The organism is Pseudomonas protegens (assembly GCF_003363755.1).
In the GTDB taxonomy this organism is placed as follows: Bacteria; Pseudomonadota; Gammaproteobacteria; order Pseudomonadales; family Pseudomonadaceae; genus Aquipseudomonas; species Aquipseudomonas danubii.
In genome coordinates this window covers 3,917,623-3,936,802 of record NZ_CP031396.1, presented here as the reverse complement: position 1 = coordinate 3,936,802, position 19,180 = coordinate 3,917,623, and the positions used below count along the sequence as shown (strand labels likewise).

Annotated in this window: 17 protein-coding genes and 1 tRNA gene; 8 read left to right on the top strand and 10 right to left on the bottom strand. The window is 62.4% G+C overall.

The window, feature by feature from the left end:
* Positions 1–201: 201 nt before the first annotated feature.
* A complete protein-coding gene (locus DWF74_RS17810) occupies positions 202–1,863 on the bottom strand; it encodes an OFA family MFS transporter (RefSeq protein ID WP_102882134.1) in 1,662 nt (553 codons plus the stop codon).
* Between the two features lie 342 nt (positions 1,864–2,205).
* Here DWF74_RS17810 and DWF74_RS17805 point away from each other — a divergent pair, with 342 nt between their 5' ends.
* From DWF74_RS17805 to DWF74_RS17785, 5 genes are all read left to right on the top strand, one after another.
* The gene (locus DWF74_RS17805) at positions 2,206–4,431 is read left to right on the top strand and encodes an AsmA family protein (protein WP_115581415.1); all 2,226 of its coding nucleotides are present in this window, start codon (positions 2,206–2,208) and stop codon (positions 4,429–4,431) included.
* Positions 4,428–5,495, top strand: coding sequence for an A/G-specific adenine glycosylase (gene mutY / locus DWF74_RS17800; RefSeq protein ID WP_115581414.1), 1,068 nt, complete (start codon positions 4,428–4,430; stop codon positions 5,493–5,495). Before DWF74_RS17805 ends, mutY begins: the two co-directional genes overlap by 4 nt.
* Entirely contained in the window at positions 5,492–5,764 is a 273-nt protein-coding gene (locus DWF74_RS17795) for an oxidative damage protection protein (protein ID WP_047301095.1), read from the top strand. Before mutY ends, DWF74_RS17795 begins: the two co-directional genes overlap by 4 nt.
* 104 nt (positions 5,765–5,868) lie before the next feature.
* Positions 5,869–5,944, top strand: a tRNA-Phe gene (locus DWF74_RS17790).
* A gap of 321 nt (positions 5,945–6,265) precedes the next feature.
* Positions 6,266–7,420, top strand: a complete 1,155-nt coding sequence (locus DWF74_RS17785) for a Fic family protein (RefSeq protein WP_115581413.1) — start codon at positions 6,266–6,268, stop codon at positions 7,418–7,420.
* Positions 7,421–7,493: 73 nt separating this feature from the next.
* On the opposite strand, the gene DWF74_RS17780 is transcribed toward DWF74_RS17785, so the two are convergent.
* The 3 genes from DWF74_RS17780 to DWF74_RS17770 all read right to left on the bottom strand — a co-directional run bounded on the left by DWF74_RS17780 (position 7,494) and on the right by DWF74_RS17770 (position 9,135).
* Positions 7,494–7,772, bottom strand: coding sequence for a hypothetical protein (locus DWF74_RS17780; protein WP_115582460.1), 279 nt, complete (start codon positions 7,770–7,772; stop codon positions 7,494–7,496).
* 346 nt (positions 7,773–8,118) lie between these two features.
* Positions 8,119–8,700, bottom strand: coding sequence for a hypothetical protein (locus DWF74_RS17775; protein WP_115581412.1), 582 nt, complete (start codon positions 8,698–8,700; stop codon positions 8,119–8,121).
* Between the two features lie 114 nt (positions 8,701–8,814).
* Positions 8,815–9,135, bottom strand: coding sequence for an isochorismate lyase (locus DWF74_RS17770; protein WP_102862725.1), 321 nt, complete (start codon positions 9,133–9,135; stop codon positions 8,815–8,817).
* A 122-nt stretch (positions 9,136–9,257) separates the two neighbouring features.
* Here DWF74_RS17770 and DWF74_RS17765 point away from each other — a divergent pair, with 122 nt between their 5' ends.
* Both DWF74_RS17765 and DWF74_RS17760 read left to right on the top strand, forming a co-directional pair.
* On the top strand, positions 9,258–9,587 hold the full coding sequence (locus tag DWF74_RS17765; protein WP_102862724.1) for a hypothetical protein: 330 nt from the start codon (positions 9,258–9,260) through the stop codon (positions 9,585–9,587).
* Positions 9,588–9,635: 48 nt separating this feature from the next.
* On the top strand, positions 9,636–10,631 hold the full coding sequence (locus tag DWF74_RS17760) for an alpha/beta hydrolase family protein (protein WP_115581411.1): 996 nt from the start codon (positions 9,636–9,638) through the stop codon (positions 10,629–10,631).
* On the opposite strand, the gene gltS is transcribed toward DWF74_RS17760, so the two are convergent.
* From gltS to DWF74_RS17745, 3 genes are read right to left on the bottom strand one after another with little or no spacing between them, the layout of a single operon-like run.
* Complete coding sequence (gene gltS / locus DWF74_RS17755; protein WP_102863055.1) at positions 10,632–11,840, bottom strand: sodium/glutamate symporter; 1,209 nt, start codon at positions 11,838–11,840, stop codon at positions 10,632–10,634.
* A 52-nt stretch (positions 11,841–11,892) separates the two neighbouring features.
* Positions 11,893–12,831 carry a formimidoylglutamase gene (gene hutG, locus DWF74_RS17750; RefSeq protein WP_115581410.1) on the bottom strand — a complete coding sequence of 313 codons (939 nt, stop codon included), beginning with the start codon at positions 12,829–12,831 and terminating at the stop codon, positions 11,893–11,895.
* A gap of 18 nt (positions 12,832–12,849) precedes the next feature.
* Positions 12,850–13,575 (bottom strand): IclR family transcriptional regulator, encoded by a 726-nt coding sequence (locus DWF74_RS17745; RefSeq protein ID WP_115581409.1) that lies wholly within the window; start codon positions 13,573–13,575, stop codon positions 12,850–12,852.
* A 259-nt stretch (positions 13,576–13,834) separates the two neighbouring features.
* Here DWF74_RS17745 and DWF74_RS17740 point away from each other — a divergent pair, with 259 nt between their 5' ends.
* Complete coding sequence (locus DWF74_RS17740) at positions 13,835–14,245, top strand: hypothetical protein (RefSeq protein WP_102862720.1); 411 nt, start codon at positions 13,835–13,837, stop codon at positions 14,243–14,245.
* An 81-nt stretch (positions 14,246–14,326) separates the two neighbouring features.
* On the opposite strand, the gene DWF74_RS17735 is transcribed toward DWF74_RS17740, so the two are convergent.
* From DWF74_RS17735 to gabP, 3 genes are all read right to left on the bottom strand, one after another.
* On the bottom strand, positions 14,327–14,647 hold the full coding sequence (locus tag DWF74_RS17735; protein ID WP_102862719.1) for a hypothetical protein: 321 nt from the start codon (positions 14,645–14,647) through the stop codon (positions 14,327–14,329).
* A gap of 368 nt (positions 14,648–15,015) precedes the next feature.
* Entirely contained in the window at positions 15,016–17,046 is a 2,031-nt protein-coding gene (locus DWF74_RS17730) for a DKNYY domain-containing protein (RefSeq protein ID WP_115581408.1), read from the bottom strand.
* 188 nt (positions 17,047–17,234) lie between these two features.
* Complete coding sequence (gene gabP, locus DWF74_RS17725; RefSeq protein ID WP_115581407.1) at positions 17,235–18,626, bottom strand: GABA permease; 1,392 nt, start codon at positions 18,624–18,626, stop codon at positions 17,235–17,237.
* Positions 18,627–19,180: the final 554 nt, after the last annotated feature.

Genomic DNA, 19,180 nt, shown 5'->3' with positions numbered 1-19,180 from the left:
ATAGTATAGGCCCGACGGCGGCCAAACAGAAACACGCTGGACAATATCCTGACGGGCGCCAGCCAATGGCTACGGGGCTGTACCTGTCATGACAACTGTAGAAACTGACGTGCTGGTGACGGTGCCAGGCCTACAAGACCGAGGCACCTTGTGCACCGGCAAGCCGGCTCCTGAGCAGGAGCGGGCTTGCCGGCGAAGCCATCAATGGAACAGCACCGCCGTCTTCTGCAAGGTCACCCACACCCCCCAGGCCAGGGGAATGCCCACCACCAGCCAGGCAGCGATCACCACCGGCAGACTGGCGGACGAAGCTTTCCACTCCAGCACGACACTGCTGTCAGCGCCCTTGTCATGGCCCAGGGCCTGCTCGGCCGCCAGTTGCTCGTCGGTCATGAAGTACTTGTCGGCCACCGGGCGCACCAGCAGGTTGCACAGGAAACCCAGCACCAGCAGACCGGCCAGGATGTACAGCGTGATGTCATACGCCGCGGCGCGTTCAACGCCGATGCTCAACTGATACTCACGCAGGTAGTTCACCAGCACTGGCCCCAGCACTCCGGCCGCTGCCCAGGCGGTCAGCAGGCGACCGTGGATCGCGCCTACCATCTGGGTGCCGAACAGGTCTGCCAGGTAGGCCGGCACTGTGGCGAAACCGCCGCCGTACATCGACAGGATGATGCAGAACGCTGCCACGAACAGAGCAATATTGCCCAGGTGGCCGAGGTTCGGAATCAGCGCGTACAGGGCAAAGCCCAGGGCGAAGAACACAAAGTAGGTGTTCTTGCGACCCAGGTAGTCGGAGAACGACGCCCAGAAGAACCGCCCGCCGATGTTGAACAAGCTCAACAGACCGGTAAAGCCGGCGGCAATCGCAGCGATCTGCGCCAGTTGCCCGGCGTCCAGCTGGCTGAAGCTCAGATCGTTGCCCAGCAGCTTGCCGGCGAACACTTCCTGCAACAGCGGCGAGGCCATGCCGAGGATGCCGATACCGGCCGATACGTTGAGGCACAGCACCAGCCACACCAGGCGGAACTGCGGGGTCTTCCAGGCCACGTTCACATGCACGTGGCGGTGAGTGATCATCGCATTGGCGGCTTTTTTCGCCGGAGCGGTCCAGCCCTCAGGCTTCCAGCCGGTAGGCGGAACCCGGTAGGCCAGGGCGCCACCGATCATGAACACGAAGTAGATGGCGGCCATCACCAAAAAGCTCTGCCACACGCCGACACTGGTGGGCGTGGCGAAATGGCTCATCAGGGCTGCGGCCAGAGGTGCGCCGACCATGGCACCGCCGCCAAAGCCCATGATCGCCATGCCGGTGGCCATGCCGCGCTTGTCCGGGAACCACTTGATCAGGGTCGACACCGGGGAGATGTAGCCCAGGCCCAAGCCGATACCGCCGATGACCCCGGAGCCGATCCACATCAGCCAGATCTGGTGGGTATAGACCCCCAGCGCCGAGATCAGCAGGCCGCCGCACCAGCACAGCGCCGATACCACACCGGCCTTGCGCGGCCCGGCATGTTCCAGCCAGCCACCCCAGATCGCTGCCGAGCAGCCCAGGAAGATGAAGAACAGGGTGTAGATCCAGCCGAGCATGGAAATCGGCCAGTCACACTGGGACGAAAAGACCTGCTCGATAAAGCCCATGCCCGGCGCGCACGCCACTGGCGCGCTGATGCCCAGCGCCTTGGACAGTGGCAGCCAGAACACCGAGAAGCCGTAGGCCATGCCGATGCACAGGTGAATGGCCAGAGCGGCCGGTGGGACCAGCCAGCGGTTGAAACCGGGCTTGGCAATGATGCGCTCTTTGGACAAGAACGCTGGCTGAGCGGCCGGGCTGGCCACCGCAGTGCTAGAGCTCATGGATGTTTCCCCCAATTATTAGAATTGTTCATCGGCCACTCCCCTGCGACGACCTTGGCACGCAGGCGCGGTCGTTTTATGAGTAAAGCTCCCTTTGGGCAGGCGCGACATTCAGTCGCAGAAGGACGGACGAACCGCGAGAGGTTACCATTTGCGACAAACTAAATACCCAAACTGGCATCACCTTTTTTCCCGCGACTGCTTCGCCCGCAGGCCAGGCCACTGGCAAAAAAATGGCCGTTACAACGAAAAAACCTCTAACAGCAATGGGTGACCAGTCGCCAGGTTCAGAGCGTTATACTCCCTGGCTAAATTTTGAATTCGACACACAAGGACTCGCCCATGAAAGCGTTCGGCAAAATCCTGGGTCTGGTAATTCTCGGGCTGTTGCTGATCATCGTGGCTCTGGGCTTCGCCCTGACCCACCTGTTTGATCCCAACGACTACAAAGAAGAGATTCGCCAGATTGCCCGCGACAAGGCCCACATCGAGCTGACGCTCAATGGCGACATCGGCTGGAGCCTGTTCCCCTGGCTCGGCCTGGAACTGCACGACGCCGGCGTAGCCACCCTGGCCAACCCGACCCAACCTTTCGCCGACCTGCAGATGCTTGGCCTGTCGGTCCGGGTATTGCCGCTGCTGCGCCGTGAAGTGCAGATGAGCGATGTGCGGGTCGAAGGCCTCAACCTGCGCCTGAACCGCGACAAGGATGGCCACGGTAACTGGCAGGACATCGGCAAGGCCGCCCCTACCGACAAGCAGGCCCAAACCCCGGCCACCAGCACCGGCGAAGCGGGCCAGCCCAGCGTCGGCACAGACAAGCCTTCGCAGCCCATCCGCCTGGACATCGACAGCCTGACCGTGAACAACGCCCGGGTTGAGTACAACGATGAACAGACCGACAAGCAGTTCACCGCCGAAAGCATCCAACTGAGCACCGGGCCAATTCACGAAGCCAGCAACACCCCGGTCAAGCTCACCGCATTCCTGGCCAGCAACCAGCCTGCCGTGCGGGTGCGCACCGAGCTCAATGGCGAGCTGCGCTTCGATCGCGCCCTGCAGCGCTACCAGTTCGAAGACATGCGCCTGTCCGGCGAGGCCACCGGCGATCCGCTGCAAGGCAAGACCGTGACCTTCGCCGCCCAGGGCCAGCTGTTGCTGGACAAGGCCGCCAACGTCGGCCAGTGGACCGGTTTGAAAGTCTCCCTCAACCAGTTGCGCGCCCTGGGCGAACTCAAGGTCAATGACCTGGACAAGACCCCGCAGATCAGCGGCGGGCTCTCCATTGCCCAGTTCGACCTGGCGAAATTCGTCGACAGCATCGGCCAGACCCTGCCGGCCATGGCCGAAGGCAGCCTGAGCAAGGTCGAGCTGGTCAGCCGCCTGCAAGGCACGCCCAGCAGCCTGGCCCTGGAAGACCTGAACCTGAAGCTCGACGACAGCACCTTCAGCGGACGCCTGGCGATCGAGGATTTCGCCAAGCAATCCCTGCGCGCCCAGCTCAAGGCCGACACCTTCAACGTCGACCGTTACCTGCCGCCCAAATCGGCCGAAGCCAACAGTGCCGCCACAGCGCGCAAGGCCGAAGTGCAAAGCAGCGAAGCCGACGCCATGGCCGGCGCCGGCACCACACCGCTGCCCAGCTCGCCGACCAAGGGCGCCTGGAGCACCGACAAACTGCTGCCGGTGGAGCGCCTGAACAAGCTCGACGTCGACGCCGACCTGAGCTTCGGCCAACTGATCCTGGACAAGCTGCCGATCCAGAATGCCGCGCTCAAGGCCAGCGGCCAGGGCGGCCTGCTCAAACTGTCCAGCCTGCGCGGCGAGCTGTACAACGGCAGTTTCGAGGCCAGCGGCAATCTCGATGTGCGCCAGAGCGCACCGCAGCTGAGCCTGCAGACCAAGATCAACCGCGTGCCGGTGGAACGCATCCTCGAAAGCCAGGGCCAGAATCCTCCGGTCAAAGGCCTGGTGACCCTGAACAGCAACCTCAGCGGCAGCGGCAACAGCCAGAAGGCGCTGATCGACAGCCTCAACGGTACTGCCAGCTTCGTCATCAACAACGGCGTGCTGCTCAACGCCAACATCGAACAGCAGCTGTGCCAGGGCATCGCGGTGCTCAACCGCAAGAACCTCAGCAGCACACCACGGGGCAAGGACACACCGTTCCAGGAGCTCAAGGGCAACCTGACGTTTCGCAACGGTGTGGCCAGCAACCCGGACCTGAAAGTGCGCATCCCCGGCATGACCGTCAACGGCAATGGTGATATCGACCTGCGGGTGCTGGGCATGGACTACCGGGTCGGCATCGTCGTCGAGGGTGACCTCAGCGATAACCCGGACCCGGCCTGCCAGGTCGGTGAACGCTTCGCCGGCGTTGAACTGCCCCTGCGCTGCCGCGGCCCACTGGAGCTGGGGGCCAAGGCCTGTCGTTTGGACAAGGACGGCCTGGGCCAGGTAGCCGCCAAGCTGGCCGGTGACCGCCTGCAACAGAAGATCGACGAAAAACTGGGTGACAAGGTCAGCCCGGAACTGAAGAACGCACTCAAGGGGCTGTTCAAGCGATGAGAGCCGAGGCCTTTGCACCGGCGGTGCTGGACTGGTACGACCGCCATGGTCGTCATGACCTGCCCTGGCAGCAGGACATCAACCCGTATCGGGTGTGGGTGTCGGAGATCATGCTGCAACAGACCCAGGTCAGCACCGTACTCAACTACTTCGACCGCTTCATGGCCTCGCTGCCCACGGTGCAGGCCCTGGCCGAAGCCCCGGAAGACGAAGTGCTGCACCTGTGGACCGGCCTGGGCTACTACACCCGGGCGCGCAACCTGCAAAAGACCGCGAAGATCGTCATGGCCGAGTACGGCGGCGAGTTTCCCCGGGATGTGGAAAAACTCACCGAGCTGCCGGGCATCGGCCTGTCCACCGCTGGCGCCATCGCCAGTATCAGCATGGGCCTGCGGGCGCCGATCCTCGACGGCAACGTCAAGCGGGTGCTGGCACGCTTCACCGCCCAGGAGGGCTACCCGGGCGAACCCAAGGTGGCCAAGCAGCTGTGGGCCACTGCTGAACGCTTCACGCCCCACAGCCGGGTCAACCACTACACCCAGGCGATGATGGACCTGGGGGCGACCCTCTGCACCCGGAGCAAGCCCAGCTGCCTGCTGTGCCCCCTGGAGCGAGGCTGCGAAGCCCACATGCTCGGCCTGGAAACCCGCTACCCGATTCCCAAGCCGCGCAAGGAGGTGCCGCAGAAGCGCACCCTGATGCCATTACTGGCCAACCGCGAAGGCGCCATCCTGCTTTATCGGCGCCCCTCCAGCGGCCTCTGGGGCGGCTTGTGGAGCCTGCCGGAACTGGATGGCCTGGACGACATCCCGCACCTGGCATCGCAGCACGCCCTGGAGCTGGGCCAGCAACAGCAGATGCCCGGCCTGGTCCACACCTTCAGTCACTTCCAACTGGCCATCGAGCCCTGGCTGATCCGGGTCGAAGAGTCGGCGCTGCACGTCGCCGAAGCCGACTGGCTCTGGTATAACCTCGCCACCCCGCCGCGCCTGGGCCTTGCCGCCCCGGTGAAAACACTGCTCAAACGCGCGGCCGAAGTCTTGAATGCAGGAGAGTCGTCATGACCCGCACCGTAATGTGCCGCAAATACCAGGAAGAATTGCCGGGCCTGGAACGCCCCCCGTACCCGGGCGCCAAAGGCCAGGATATTTTCGAACACGTCTCGGCCAAGGCCTGGGCCGACTGGCAGAAACACCAGACCCTGCTGATCAACGAAAAGCGCCTGAACATGATGAATGCCGAAGACCGCAAATATCTGCAGGGCGAGATGGACAAATTTTTCTCCGGCGAGGAATACGCCAAGGCCGAAGGCTACGTGCCGCCAGCTGAGTAAACCCGCACAAAATCGGGGGCGGAACGTAAGCGGCGGTAATAATTAAACTTTTTTTCAAAACTTGCTTGACGCCCCCCTGAAAAACCCGTTTAATGCGCCCCGTTGCCCAGATAGCTCAGTCGGTAGAGCAGGGGATTGAAAATCCCCGTGTCGGCGGTTCGATTCCGTCTCTGGGCACCACCTTCAGCTTTCAGGTGGTGTTTGCATCACGTGAAAGCAACCAAAAAACCCGCCTAGTGCGGGTTTTTTGTTGCCTGTCATTCAACCCTTCCCTTCCTCCCCGCTCGACACCCCGGCTTTCTTTCCTGCACAACCCAACCGCTGCGCGACCATCACGCCGCCAACACAGCGCATCACGCCTCGGCTTTTCTCAAGTGTTCACTTAAGTGAAGAACCATTTAGAGATAATCATCTTTTGATATTCGAGCAGAACCCATATAGAACAGGGCCTACAGCAAAAAAATCATAGATAATTTTTCCGGCCTTCGAGATGTTTGCACAATGCCTGCATTCCTCCATCAAGACCTTGAGCTGCTAAACCCATCCTTCGACTCCCCTCTGGTGGACGTGCTGAGCGAGCTTGAGCACCTTCGGCGCTTGCGCTTGGAAGGCGATACGCCTCCAGCGGTCTTCTATCAGCTGAAAACAATCTTCCACATCCTGGAAAGCCTGGGTTCGGCGCGCATCGAGGGCAACCACACCACGCTTGCCGACTACATCGAGAGCAAGGTTGAAGGCACAGCCGAGGACACGGACCAGCTACGCGAAGTGGCGAACATCGAAAAAGCCATGGACTACATCGAGCAAACCATTGGCCCGGGAACACCAATCACCGACCTCATCATCAGAGAGCTGCACGCGATGACCGTCCAGGACCTGGGCCGAGAGGGCGACAAGACGCCTGGAGCGTATCGCCAGGGCGCCGTACAGATTGCTCAGGCCGCTCACCTACCCCCTGATGCCCTGATGGTGCCCTGCTACATGCAAGAGCTGGTGGAGTTCGTCAATCGGGAGGACCAGCCCAAATACGACCTGATGAAAGTGGCCTTGACCCATCACCGGTTTGCCTGGATTCACCCATTTGGCAACGGCAATGGCCGCGTGGTGCGCCTCCTGACTTATGCACAGCTGATGAAATATGGCTTCAACGTCGATACGGGTGGCCGCGTACTCAACCCCACTGCCGTTTTCTTCAATGATCGGGAACGCTACTACGCCATGCTCGCCACCGCGGACCAAGGAACCAAGGCCGGGCTGGAGACCTGGTGCACTTATGTTCTGGAGGGCATCAGGGACGACCTGGAAAAGGTCAATCGCCTCACCGACTACCGCTACCTGAGCCGGCACATCCTCGCTCCCGCCATTACCTTTGCTCGGGATCGACAATGGATCACTGCTGCGGAAGAAACGGTACTGACCACAGCGATCAAGTCAGGCGTTGTTAAGTCGAGCGACATCGCCCAGGCACTGCCCAAACTGACTGCCGGACAAAGGACCTATCAAATAAAGAAACTGGTGGACCAGGGCATGCTATTGCCCATCAGCACCAACGCCCGGCAATACACCATCGGCTTCTCCAACAGCTACCTCATCAGAGGAATGATCAAGGCACTTCGAGAGCAAGGGTTCATACCGGCACCGCTTGAGGCGCCATGACACGCCCTCGGGCTCTCCAAGGGCGACCAGAGTCAAACTAACCCTGGCCGCACTGGCGCACCGCCTGCGCCGATCAGAAGGCCTTATTCGCCCGCTCCAGCGCCTGCCCCTGAGCCACATCGAGCAGGGCCACGCCATCACCGAGCAGCAGCGAGGCGATGTCGGCGATCTGGAACAGGTCGCTGGCGTCAGCCGTTTGCGCGGTCATGCCGGACAGGCTGTTCATCAGTTTGTTAAGGGCGCGGATGCGCTGATCGGCGCAGGCCAGAAGATCGACCAGCGGCGCATGGGAATTGATCAGCAGGACGGGGTTGTCCGCTGGCGTGTGTTGAAGAGGGATGTATCCGTTCATTGGTGACACTCCTTGTGTATGAGGAGCTACCACCCAACTTCCTACCGGCCAGGTGGCAGCTGCACGCGGGGGTAGGAACCGGTCACAAGATCCGGCCACGCCGAAGCGTGCCCGCGTACAGCCGCCATAACGCATAGGCAGCAAACAGCACCCAAAGCGCTGGGTGCTGGTACGCATCTTATGATCGGGTTCCTACGCCCGGCCGCTGATTTGGCAGCGACCGGCGCAGAGTAAAGAGCAGGTCCGATCAGCGCAAGTCCTCACCTGGTGACTGAAAGTAACCGGCCCGCCCGCGCTCAAACCAACCCCAAAGAGGGCGCCGCAGCACTTCAGCCGCCCAACCACTTCACTTCGAACCGGCATCCATCAACACCTTGAGCGCCGCATCGGCCTCGGCACGCTGGGCCTTGGTGGGTTTGCCGGCAAATTGGCTGCGCTGCTTGTTGAAGGTCAGGTAGGCGTTGTCGCCATCGCCCCAAATGTAGGAGTAAATCAGCAGGAAACTGTCGGAGCCGGACTGGCAGTAAGGGGCGACGCTGCGCAGCGGCGCCAGCAGTTGGATCATCTCGCCATAGTTGTCGGTGAACTCCAGCAGGGCGAACTGCCAACGACCGGTCTGCGGATCGTATTGGGAGGAGCCGCCAGTGCCCGCCCACATTTGCACCACTTCCTGCAGGCTGCGCGCACTGGAATCCTGCAACCACTCGGCATCGACCCGGGCCGAGCCGTACATGTCCTTGCTGTCGAACCACTTCTGCCAATCGCTGTAGGAAATCGCCGGACGTGGCGGCGCAGCCATGGCTTGGGCGTACTGCTCGGGGGTCATGTTGCAACGCAGATACACCGAGGAAGGCTCGCTCGCCTGTGCCTGCCCGGTCGCAGCCAAAAGCGCTGCCAGCGCCAGCCCTGTCCATGAGCGAAGTTGCATGGTTGTCGTTCCTGATCGTTCGAGAAAAGGCCGCCAGTCTACCGGCGCCAATCGACGCAGAGGGCCTGCCCTCTGCCGCAGAATCCGATCAGCGCCGAACGCCAGCATACAAGCTCAAGCAAGCGCCTGCGCCGCCTGCCAATGCTTCATCTCCTCAGCGATAAAGTGCTGCACCAGATCGCTGTACAGCTTCTCGATGGCATCCGCGCTCAGGCCTTCAGCCTCGGCCCATTCGCGGCGGGTGGCGAGCATCGCCTTGAAGCGCTCCTCGGCCCGCACCGTGGCCGCCGAGGTCTTGAACTTCGACGCCGCCAGCACGTACTTGAAACGCGCACCCAGCAGTGCGATTACCGCCCGATCCAGGGTGTCGATTTCCCGGCGGATATCTTCCATGCCCTGACATTGTTCCGGGCTCATCTGTTGCTTTACTTCCATGCTCAAGGCTCCATCGACGTCCAGGGATACCCGGCTTCGGCCGGGCCCGGATTATTCCCATGGCGGCGCATCGGAGTAAAGTTGCGGGCTCGCGCCCATTCGACTGCCAAGGAACTGCTCGCGTGAACCAGAAGAGAACCCGAGTCCGCCTGCCCCACCCCAAGCCCGGCAAAACCGGCAGGGGGGCCTGGGTATTCCTGCTGATCGGTGGCGTGCTGCTGGCACTCACCGCACTGCTGGGCTGGACCCTGGTAAGCGCGCTGCAGGACGGTCTGATCGCCACCCGCAACCGCGCCGGCCCCAAGCTCGTCTACAGCCAGGCACAACAACCGACCCAGTTCTATATCGAGCTGCTCTGGCAATGCACCAGCACCCTGTTGCTGGGCGCACTGGCCGTTGCCACGCTGTGGATCGGCCGGGTATTAATGGGCGCACAAAAAAAACATCGCTGATGCCGGATGCCGCTCCGGCATAGTGCAGCCGCCCAGGAACAACCGCCCATGTCCCTGCTGTCCTCCCCCGAACTGCCTGCCACCCGCCCCGCCGCTGCCGGTCCAGATTCAGGTGCAGGTGCAGATCCAGGCCCCAGCGCAACCTTCAGCGAACCGGCGGCGGATGGCGTTCTCCTCGGCGGCTTCACTTGGCGCCACCCATCAGCCGATCCAGCACGGCCGGTGGTGATCATCAACGCCGCGACCTCGGTGCGCTGCCGCTACTACTTCCGCTTCGCCGACTACCTGTTCGCCAACGGCTTCGACGTGATGACCTATGACTATCGCGGCATCGGCGAGTCGCGTCGGGGCTCGCTCAAGGGGTTCAAGGCGTCCTGGTCGGATTGGGGCGCACTGGATTTCGAAGCCATGCTGCAACGGGCCCAGCGCGAGTTTCCCGGACAGCCGATCGATGTGGTGGGTCATAGCTTCGGCGGCTGCGCCGTGGGCCTGGCCGCCTCCGCCGGGGTGATCCGTCGCGTGGCCACCATGGGCGCGCAATTCGCCTACTGGCGTGACTACGAGCCCCGGCTGCGCTGGCGCATGCTGGGCAAATGGCATGTGTTGATGCCCCTGCTGACGGGCCTCTACGGCTACTTCCCCGGCAAGCGCCTGGGCTGGATGGAGGACACACCTGCCGGGGTGGTCCGCGACTGGGCCACCCCGCACCCACGCTACGAAGGCCGCCCCAGCGGCCGCAGGCTGGCCGCAAAGCGTAGTGGGCAGCCCTTCGCCCATGTCAGCGCAGCGATCCTCGCCATCAGTGTCAGCGACGACCCCTTTGGCACCGTGACGGCCATCGAGCGGCTACTGGGCTACTTCAGCAACAGCCCACGTACACATCTGCGCCTTCACCCCGAGGACATCGGCGAGGCCGAGATCGGCCATTTCGCCTTCTTCCACAGCCGCTTCGAAAGCCGGCTCTGGCCGCTGCTGCTGCACTGGCTGCAGCACGCCAGCCTGGCCCCGAGCAGCCCCGGGCAACAGCTGATGCTGGAGCGCTGATCAGGCAAAGGCGTTGATGAACCAGGTGATCAGCGGGATCGCCACGATGTCGATCAATACCGCACCGCACAGCGGCACGATGATGAAGGCCTTGTAGGAAAAGACCTTGTAGTGATCACAGATCGCGCCCATGTTGGCCACCGCATTGGGCGTCGCCCCCAGGCCGTGCCCCATGAAGCCGGCACACAGCACCGCCGCGTCATAGTTGCCGCCAAACAGGCGGAACAGCAGGAACACACACAGCAGCACCATCACCAGCACCTGCACCACCAGGATCACCAGCAGCGGCAGGCCGAGCTGTTCCAGCTCCCAGAACTTCAGGCTCATCATGGCCATGGTCAGGAACACCCCCAGGCATACGTCGCCCAGGGTGCTCACTGCGCTGTCGGGGATGTCGATGATTCGCGCCCGGTCATTGAGGTTGCGCAGGATGATCGCCACGAACATCGCCCCCACGTAGCTCGGCAGCACAATGCCCAGGTGTTCGTTCAATGCGCTGCCGATCCAGAAGCCCAGCACCATGATCAGCAGGACGCAGGTCAGCAGGCGCAGCAAGGTCGGCGCATCCAGAGGCGCCACCGAGCCCTGGGCGGCGCTTTCCAGGTGCTGCAAAGTGCTGACCTGATCGGCCTGGATCTGCAAGCGGTTGCGCTCGATCAGCCAGCGCGCCAGCGGGCTGCCCAGCAGGCCACCGGCAACCATGCCGAAGGTGGCCGAAGCCAGGGCCGCCGTGGTGGCGCCCACCGCCCCGAGGTTTTCCGCGATGGGACCAAAGGCCGCCGCGGCGCCAAAGCCGCCCTCCAGGGACACCGCACCGGCCATGATGCCCAACAGCGGATCGATGCCCAGCGCCTTGGCCGCACCGACACCCACCAGGTTCTGCAGCAACGCCAGGGACCAGCAAGCCCCCAGGTAGACGAACAGGATCTTGCCGCCACGACGCAGCAGGCCGAGGCTGCCCCCCAGGCCCACGGTGGTGAAGAACGCCACCATCAGGGGCGTCTGGATCGCGGTGTCGAGCTTGATCGCCAGCAGTTGCTGGTCGCGCAGCAGCCAGACGATCAGGGCAAAGCCGAAACCGCCGATCACCGGCGCCGGGACACAGAGCTGGGTCAGCCAGCGGCTGCGTTTCTTCAGCTGGGCTCCCACCCCCAGCAGGATCAGGGCCAGCGCCAGGGTGGTCAGCGCGTCCAATTCAAAAGTCGGCATGGCAAACATCTCTTCTTGTCATTGTGGTGTTGCGCGGCGAGGGGCGTGCCCCTCAGTGAATCAGGCTGGCCAATAGGCGCGCGGCCACGCGGGCGGTGCGCTGGTCCTGGTCGAGCCCGGGATTGAGTTCGGCAATGTCGGCTACGCGCAATTTGCCGCTGGCCCGAGCGCGGCGTACCAGGTGCTCGACCACTTGCACGTCCACTCCGTGGGCCGAGGGTGCACTGACGCCGGGAGCCTGGCTGGCTGGCAGCACATCCAGGCAAATGGTCATGTACAGCACGTCGATACCGTCGAGAAAAGCGTCGAGGCAGGCCTCGATGGCCGGCAGGTTCCAGCCCTGCATCTGCCGGTCCAGCAGGTAGCGCACATTGAGCTCCCGGGCCTGCTCGAACAGCGCCTGGGTATTGCTCAACTCGCTGACCCCCAGGCAGCAATACTCGAAGGGCATGCCGGCCTGTCGGCAATACTCGGCGATCTGTCGGAACGGCGTGCCGGAACTGCTTTGCGATGCCTGACGCAGGTCGAAGTGAGCGTCGAAATTGAGAATGCCAATCCGCGGACAGGGCTGTTGGCGGCGCAGGTAATCGGCCAGGCCACTGAAGCTGGCAAAGGCGATTTCATGACCACCACCCAGGCCCAGGGCCAAGTGCCCCTGTTCGAGCAACTGGCCGAGGCGATTGGCGTAGAGCTGCTGGGCGCTTTCCAGAGCGTGGCCGTTACAGGCCACGTCCCCGGCGTCATACAGCGGGCCTCGGCCGTGCCAGGCCAGGTTGGCCAGGGCCGCGCGCAAGGCCGCCGGCCCCTGGCTGGCACCGGTACGCCCCTGGTTGCGCTTGACCCCTTCGTCACAGGCCAGCCCGAGCAAGGCAACACCCGCCGGCTGCTGTTCACTCCAGGGTTGTACCCACTGGTGCCAGCGCCGGGCGGCCAGGCCTTCGGCCAGGTCGATACGACCCTGCCAGAGGTGCATGGGGGCGGTAGTGATCATGGTCTTGCTCCAGTCAATTCAATCCAGTCGGGCACTCAGGCGCTGAGCGGCTTCGCGGGTCCAGCGGATCAGCCGCTCAATGCGCTGTTCGGCGCGGAACGCCGGGGCCATGAGGCTGATGGCGCCTTGCAGGCGGTCACGGCTATCGAGCAAGGGCGCGCTGACACCCCAGATGCCGTGGTCGATCTCGCTCAGGCTCACGGCATGCCCGGCTGCGCGAATCGCCGCGTAGCTTTCCAGGTACGCGGCGACATCCGCTTCCTCGACGCCCCGCTGGCGCAGGATCGACAAGCACAGCTCAGGCTCCATGTAGGCCAGCAACACCTTGGCCGAGGCGCCCAGCAGCAGCGGCTGCGCCAGGCCCTTCTGGTAGCAGCAGCGCAGGGGCTGCGGGCTGTCCACCAGTTCAATACAGATCGCCTGCCCGTTGCTGGGTACCATCAGCGCGACGCTTTCCTGGCTGAGCTCGGCCAGGCGGTTGAGCTCCGGTTTGGCCAGGGTCACCAGCAGGCCTTCGCGGTCGAACTTCTTCGCCAGTTGCAGGCAAGTGGGCCCGGGCAGGTAGCGGCCCTGGCCATTGTCCTGGGCCAGCCCCCAGCGCAACAGGGTCTTGAGATGGCGATAGGTACTGCTCAAGGGCTGCTGCAAGTTCAGCGAAAGCTCCTTGGCGGACATGGCCTCCGGGGATTGCCCCAGGGCCACGAGTATTTGCAGCAGACGGTCAGTGGGCGTGTGGTAGTGCATAGCGGCCTCTTGCAGCCATGGTGCATGGACTTTCCCGGCAAATGAAATCAGATTCCCAAGCAGTGGGAAAAGACTGCAAAAAACCTTCGGCAAAAGCACACCGCTGCAATAGCCCGCGGCTCATACAGGATCGACGGTGCCCGCCAAGAGACCATGGCGGGTGCCAGCGCGGTGATTTGCTGGCATCCTCTCCCGCCTGACTGGCCGCTCGCCTGGTATCTGCGAGCGCCACCCCTTTGTGCAACAAGGTAAGACGCCCATGGCATCGATCGACAAACAACACAAACGTGCCGCCCGGGCAAAGGCCAAGGCCAAGCAAAACCGCGCCAAGCGCACAGCCCCCACCTCGGAGCTGGAACTGGACCCCAACGACAGTCGCATCGACTTCGAATCGGTAGACCTGACCGAGCTGTTCGTGAAAATGCGTGACGCTGAGAAAACCAGCCAGCAAGCGCTGTGCACGGTGTTCCTCGCGGACCCGCTGCTGGAGCTGGTCTACGAGCAGGAGGGCGAACAGGGCGCCACGGATTTCATCCTGGCGGCACTGATCGAATACCGTAACTGGTCCACCGAGGCCGACGAGGCCACGGCCCTGGCCTGGATCGAGTCCGAGGCCTTCCAGGCCGACTACCTGGCCGCATCCCAGGCACTGTTCAGCGCCGAGGGCTGAGTTTCTTCCGGGCATGAAAAAGGGCGCATTCAGCAATGAATGCGCCCTTTTCCGTTTCAGCTAAACAGCCTGGCGTGATGCTCAGGCCGCTTCCAGCCGAGGGATTTCCATGCCGATGCGCGAGCTGGCGAAGTTCAGGTCGCCGCTGGCGATGGACTGGGCCTTGAAGCCCGAGCCGATCAGGTCGCGAACATACAGCTTGTTGTACATGAACATGAACACCAGGTTGCTCAGGCCGAAAGTGAACATGGCCAGCAGGAACATGATGGCGGCCCATTTCCAGTCGGCGCGGAACAGTGCCGGGATGAAGCCGAAGAAGAACACGGTCCAGGAGAAACCAACTGGCGCTTCCTTGATGGCTCCGGTGTTCGGGTTTTTGAAGATGATTTTAGTGAACGCCATGCGCGTCTCCTTGCCGCCCTTGTTTGAGAGACCAATGGCCGGGCGATCACCATTGAACCCTGAATGCTCGTTCTTCGAACCGGGACTGTCGGGCATGCCACAGGCAGGCGCTGACAATCAGGAACCAGGGCTAGTGCGCACGGATCAAGGGAAAGAGGCGGTAGGAGGATTCAGTACCCCGACAAGCATTCAGTCCCTTGCAATACAGCGCTATTCCCTAGCTCCTCTCACGCTGGCACGCAAGAGCTCTTATCGAAGAGCGCGCAGGCTACTATTTCGCCTGCATGCTGTCCATGAAACGCCATGTAACAAGTGAAAAATCCAATAAAAAAGGCCGCGGTCAATGCTGACAGCAGCCTTTTTGTCACTCAGAACGCCAACTTTTCAGCAGCCTCTGCCGAATCCTTCGTCATCGCCTGGTGGAACTGCTCGGCACTGATTTCGCTGAGCGTGGTGTAACCGTCGTAATGGTAAAAACGCTGTTTGTCCCGTGCATAGCGGTCCGCGAGAAACTCCAGGCTGGCCAGGTCGATGCGCTTGGCACTCACCGGGCGCCGGCCACAGAACAGCTTGCGCGTGCCCAGCTGCAAGAAGTCCGGATGGGGAACCCTCACTTCTTCCGGGCTGAACTCCACCTCCAGCGCCTTGCCGGCAGAAAACATCTGCGTCGCGCTGAAGGCGTAGCTGCCCATGAAGCGCGTGTGGGCCGGGTCGAGGTTCCTTTTTCTTTCGCTGTAGTAGTACACCGCGCCCTTATCCCTGGCCCAGCCATGCCCACAAGACTCGAAGCTGGCCAGATCCGCCTTACCCAGCGGCTCAGGCGCCTGATAAAAGACCCTGTGGCAAAAAACCGTCTGGCCATCGGTCAGATAGGGCCCACCCAGGGCACGGTACTGATCGACGGAGGCTGAAGAAAATCGCTCCGGCACCTGGGTCTCGGCACGATGAAAGGGGATCAGGTACAAGCCGTTGGCATCACCGCACAGGTGCGTGTCCAGCAGCTTGAAACTGCCGGCATCCAGACCATTGATAGCGCGACCATGAAAGTGCACCTGGTGCCCCAGCTCAAACCCCAAGCCGATGGAGCGCAGGGCGGGCGTTGTCGACGCTGGCTCACAGGGCTTTTGCAAACGGTGCCACCAGTAGCCCTGCAGCTGCGGGTGGGCCTCGAAGAACGCGGCCCACTCCTGCAGCATCCCGTCATCAATCACCCCAGCCGAACCGAGAGGGCCGTGCTTGTCGCCCACCAGCACCGGTGAATGGTTGTACTCACCGCGCTCCAGCCGGGCCACCACAAAACTCTGCACATCCACGTCCAGCGGCTTGTTGAACAGATAGGCGCGCTGCTCGTCGGCGTAGTAATGAAACCCCAGGTGGCGAAAACTCGGAGCATGGGCCCCGCGCAAGCGGGTGCCATTGCAGTAGACAAACTGGTCGTCCACAGCCACGTACGGGTCCGGCGTTTCACTGCGACTCAAGACTCGTCCCGCAGCATCGAACACCGACTCAACGCGGTTCAGCAAGCGAAAGTCGCCGACATAACGCAGGGTCTTCCCGGTCAGGAAGTAGGCCCGTTGGGCGTCCTTGGCGTAGCGCTCATTGAGCACACAGAACGTCGCCAGATCGGCCTTGTCGATGCGGTAGAAATACTCGTAGGCAATACTGGAGCCCTGCTGCGCCTGGACGATCACCGAATGCCCATCGGTGCCCCAGCGCCGGGCCAGCATGTGAAAACCGTCCGGATTGGCAATCGGCAACGGCGAACCGTCCTTCTGGTGCAGCGGCACGCCGCCCCGGCAGACCTGATCATTGATCACCTGATAAGCCGGATGGTTGGTGCCACGCACCCGGTCCTCGGCGCTGGCGATCGCCCGTGCGCCCAGGAAGACCTTGGCGCCGTCACTGAACAGCACCGCAGATGAAGGCCAGTCCTCCGGCACCGGGTCCAGCAGCGCCAGACGCTCTGGGTGTGCGTCCTCGATCAGCGCCAGCCCATAGTCGTGACAGAAGTAGGCCCGCTGGTGATCGCTCCAATGGTCATGGCCCAGGCTTCGCAACCCGCGACACACGCGCATCGGCAACGCCTGCAACGGGTGGTAGCCGTAACGTTCGAAGTAACGGGGCAAGGCATAGTAATCGGCCCGGGCATCACGCAGCAGGTGCCGATGAACACGATGGCGCCAGAGCGGCTCGCCCTCTACCAGGGGGGAAACCGGGTATTGCTCGGCCGCGGCCTGAGAAGCCTGCTCAGCCGGCGTCCGCCCCTCACGCTGCAGCATGAGGTACACGTCCCGGGCCCGCTCCTCCACCAACAGCGCCCCCTCCATAAAGGCAAACCCCTGATGCCATTCAAGGTCGAGCTTTTCCCACTCGGCAAAATCCATGTCCAAGCCCTTCATCGCCGCATCCCAAGCTGACCGAGCGGTGGATTATCAGCAGGCGACCTGCGAGCGTAAAGCGCCCCGACGCCAGACCGCGACTGAGCATCAGCCCGCCACAAACAGACATGCCACCTCGCATTCGGACATGAAAAAGGCCGCGGTCATCTCTGAGCGCAGCCATTTTCCACAAGCAGTGAATCAAACCGTCAGTTCAGCGCCAGAGCCCCGCTGCGCTCGGCCTTGCGCCGACGGGCCACCAACAGGCCCGCAGCGATGACGATGACACTGAGCAGGCCAGTGGCGAGGATCTCCACCCGATGCTCTTCCTGGAACAGCATGATGCCCAGGATCGCGACGATGAACACGATCACCGCGTAGGTCAGCCCTGGGAACAGCCACATGCGGAAGGCGATCTTCTCGCCGACGGCCATGCGTTTCTGGCGCATGCGCAGTTGCGATACGGCAATCACCAGGTAGACCAGCAAGGCGATGGCGCCGGAACTGGCCAGGAGGAACTCGAACACCGCAGCCGGCGCTACATAGTTGGCGAACACCGCAAGGAAGGCCGCAGCGGTGGACAGGATCACCGCCCAATATGGCGTGCCGCTGGCATTGGTGCGCTTGGCCACAGCCGGAGCATCGCCCCGCTTGCCCAGGGAGAAGAGCATGCGCGAGGCGGTGTAGAGCGCCGAGTTCAGGCAACTGGTCACGGCCACCAGCACCACCAGATCGACGATCAGCTTGGCGTTGGGAATGCCCATGCGATCGAGCACGGTCTGGTAGGAACCGACCTGGGCCAGGCTTGGGTCGTTCCACGGCACCAGGGCCACGACGATGAAGATCGACACCAGGTAGAACAGACCGATCCGCCAGATCACCGAATTGGTGGCCTTGGAAATCTGTTTGCCCGGGTTGTGGGATTCCGCCGCAGCGATGGTGACGATCTCGGTCCCCATGAAGGAGAACATGGTGGTCAGCATGGCGGCCAACACCGCGCCCATGCCGTTGGGCATGAAGCCTTGGGTGTCCACCAGGTGCGAGACGCCGCTGACCTGGCTGTTGGGCAGCAAGCCACAGATGGCGGCCAGGCCGAGGATCACGAAGCCGATGATGGCCACCACCTTGATCAAGGCGAACCAGAACTCGAACTCGCCGTAGTTCTTCACGCTGAACAGGTTGGTAGCGGTCAGCAGCAGGGTGATCACCAGGGTGAAGACCCAGATCGCCACGTTGGGGAACCAGGCATGCAGGATGGTTGCAGCGGCGTTGGCTTCCAGCGGGATCACCAGCACCCAGAACCACCAGTACAGCCAACCGATGGTGAAACCGGCCCAGTGGCCAATGGCCCGATCGGCGTAGGTCGAGAACGACCCGGTGTCCGGCGAGGCGACGGCCATTTCCGCCAGCATGCGCATCACCAGCACCACCAGGGTGCCGGCAGCGGCGTAAGCCAGCAGCACGGCCGGACCGGCCTCGGCGATGGCGTGGCCGGAGCCGACGAAGAGACCCGCGCCGATAACGCCGGCGATCGACAGCATGGTCACATGCCGTGGTTTGAGCCCCTGTTCGAGGTCATTGGAGAGTTGCGTACCGCTCATGAAAAGCACCTTTGCAACGAAAAAAGAGTCACTCCACCCGGTCTGCATTCGTTCTCGTAAAAAGAATTCAACAGGGCGTTCTTTATTTCGTACGCAAGAATTGCGCCAAAATGTTACAGAGTCCCGGACAACAGGGGTTGGCGAGCCGACCGATGGAAATCCCAAGTCATTGAGAACAATGGTATTTCGCCACTTCGTTACCGGGCGACTCACTTTGTAGGACGAAACAGCGCACCAGAAACACACCCCCAAAGTGCGTGATGCACAATTAGGAAGCAGATCCACGACCTTTGGCCCGTTAACCCTTCCAACACCCGGCCAAAGCTGGCACCATCGCGCCTTTTTTTACGCGACACCTACCGGATTTCAGGCGAATTCAGGGTTCAAACGGGCGTTCGGTTGTTGATGGGGCGACAGTCTTCTGTGCTGATGCGACAACCTGCCACACACCCTCTGTTTACCTCCGGTAGCGCTGTTGGCTGCGCTTGGAACCCTATGCTAGCTTGGCGCCTCGCCAGGAAGGCCGCCAACAGCAGGAGCACAATGAACTCTAT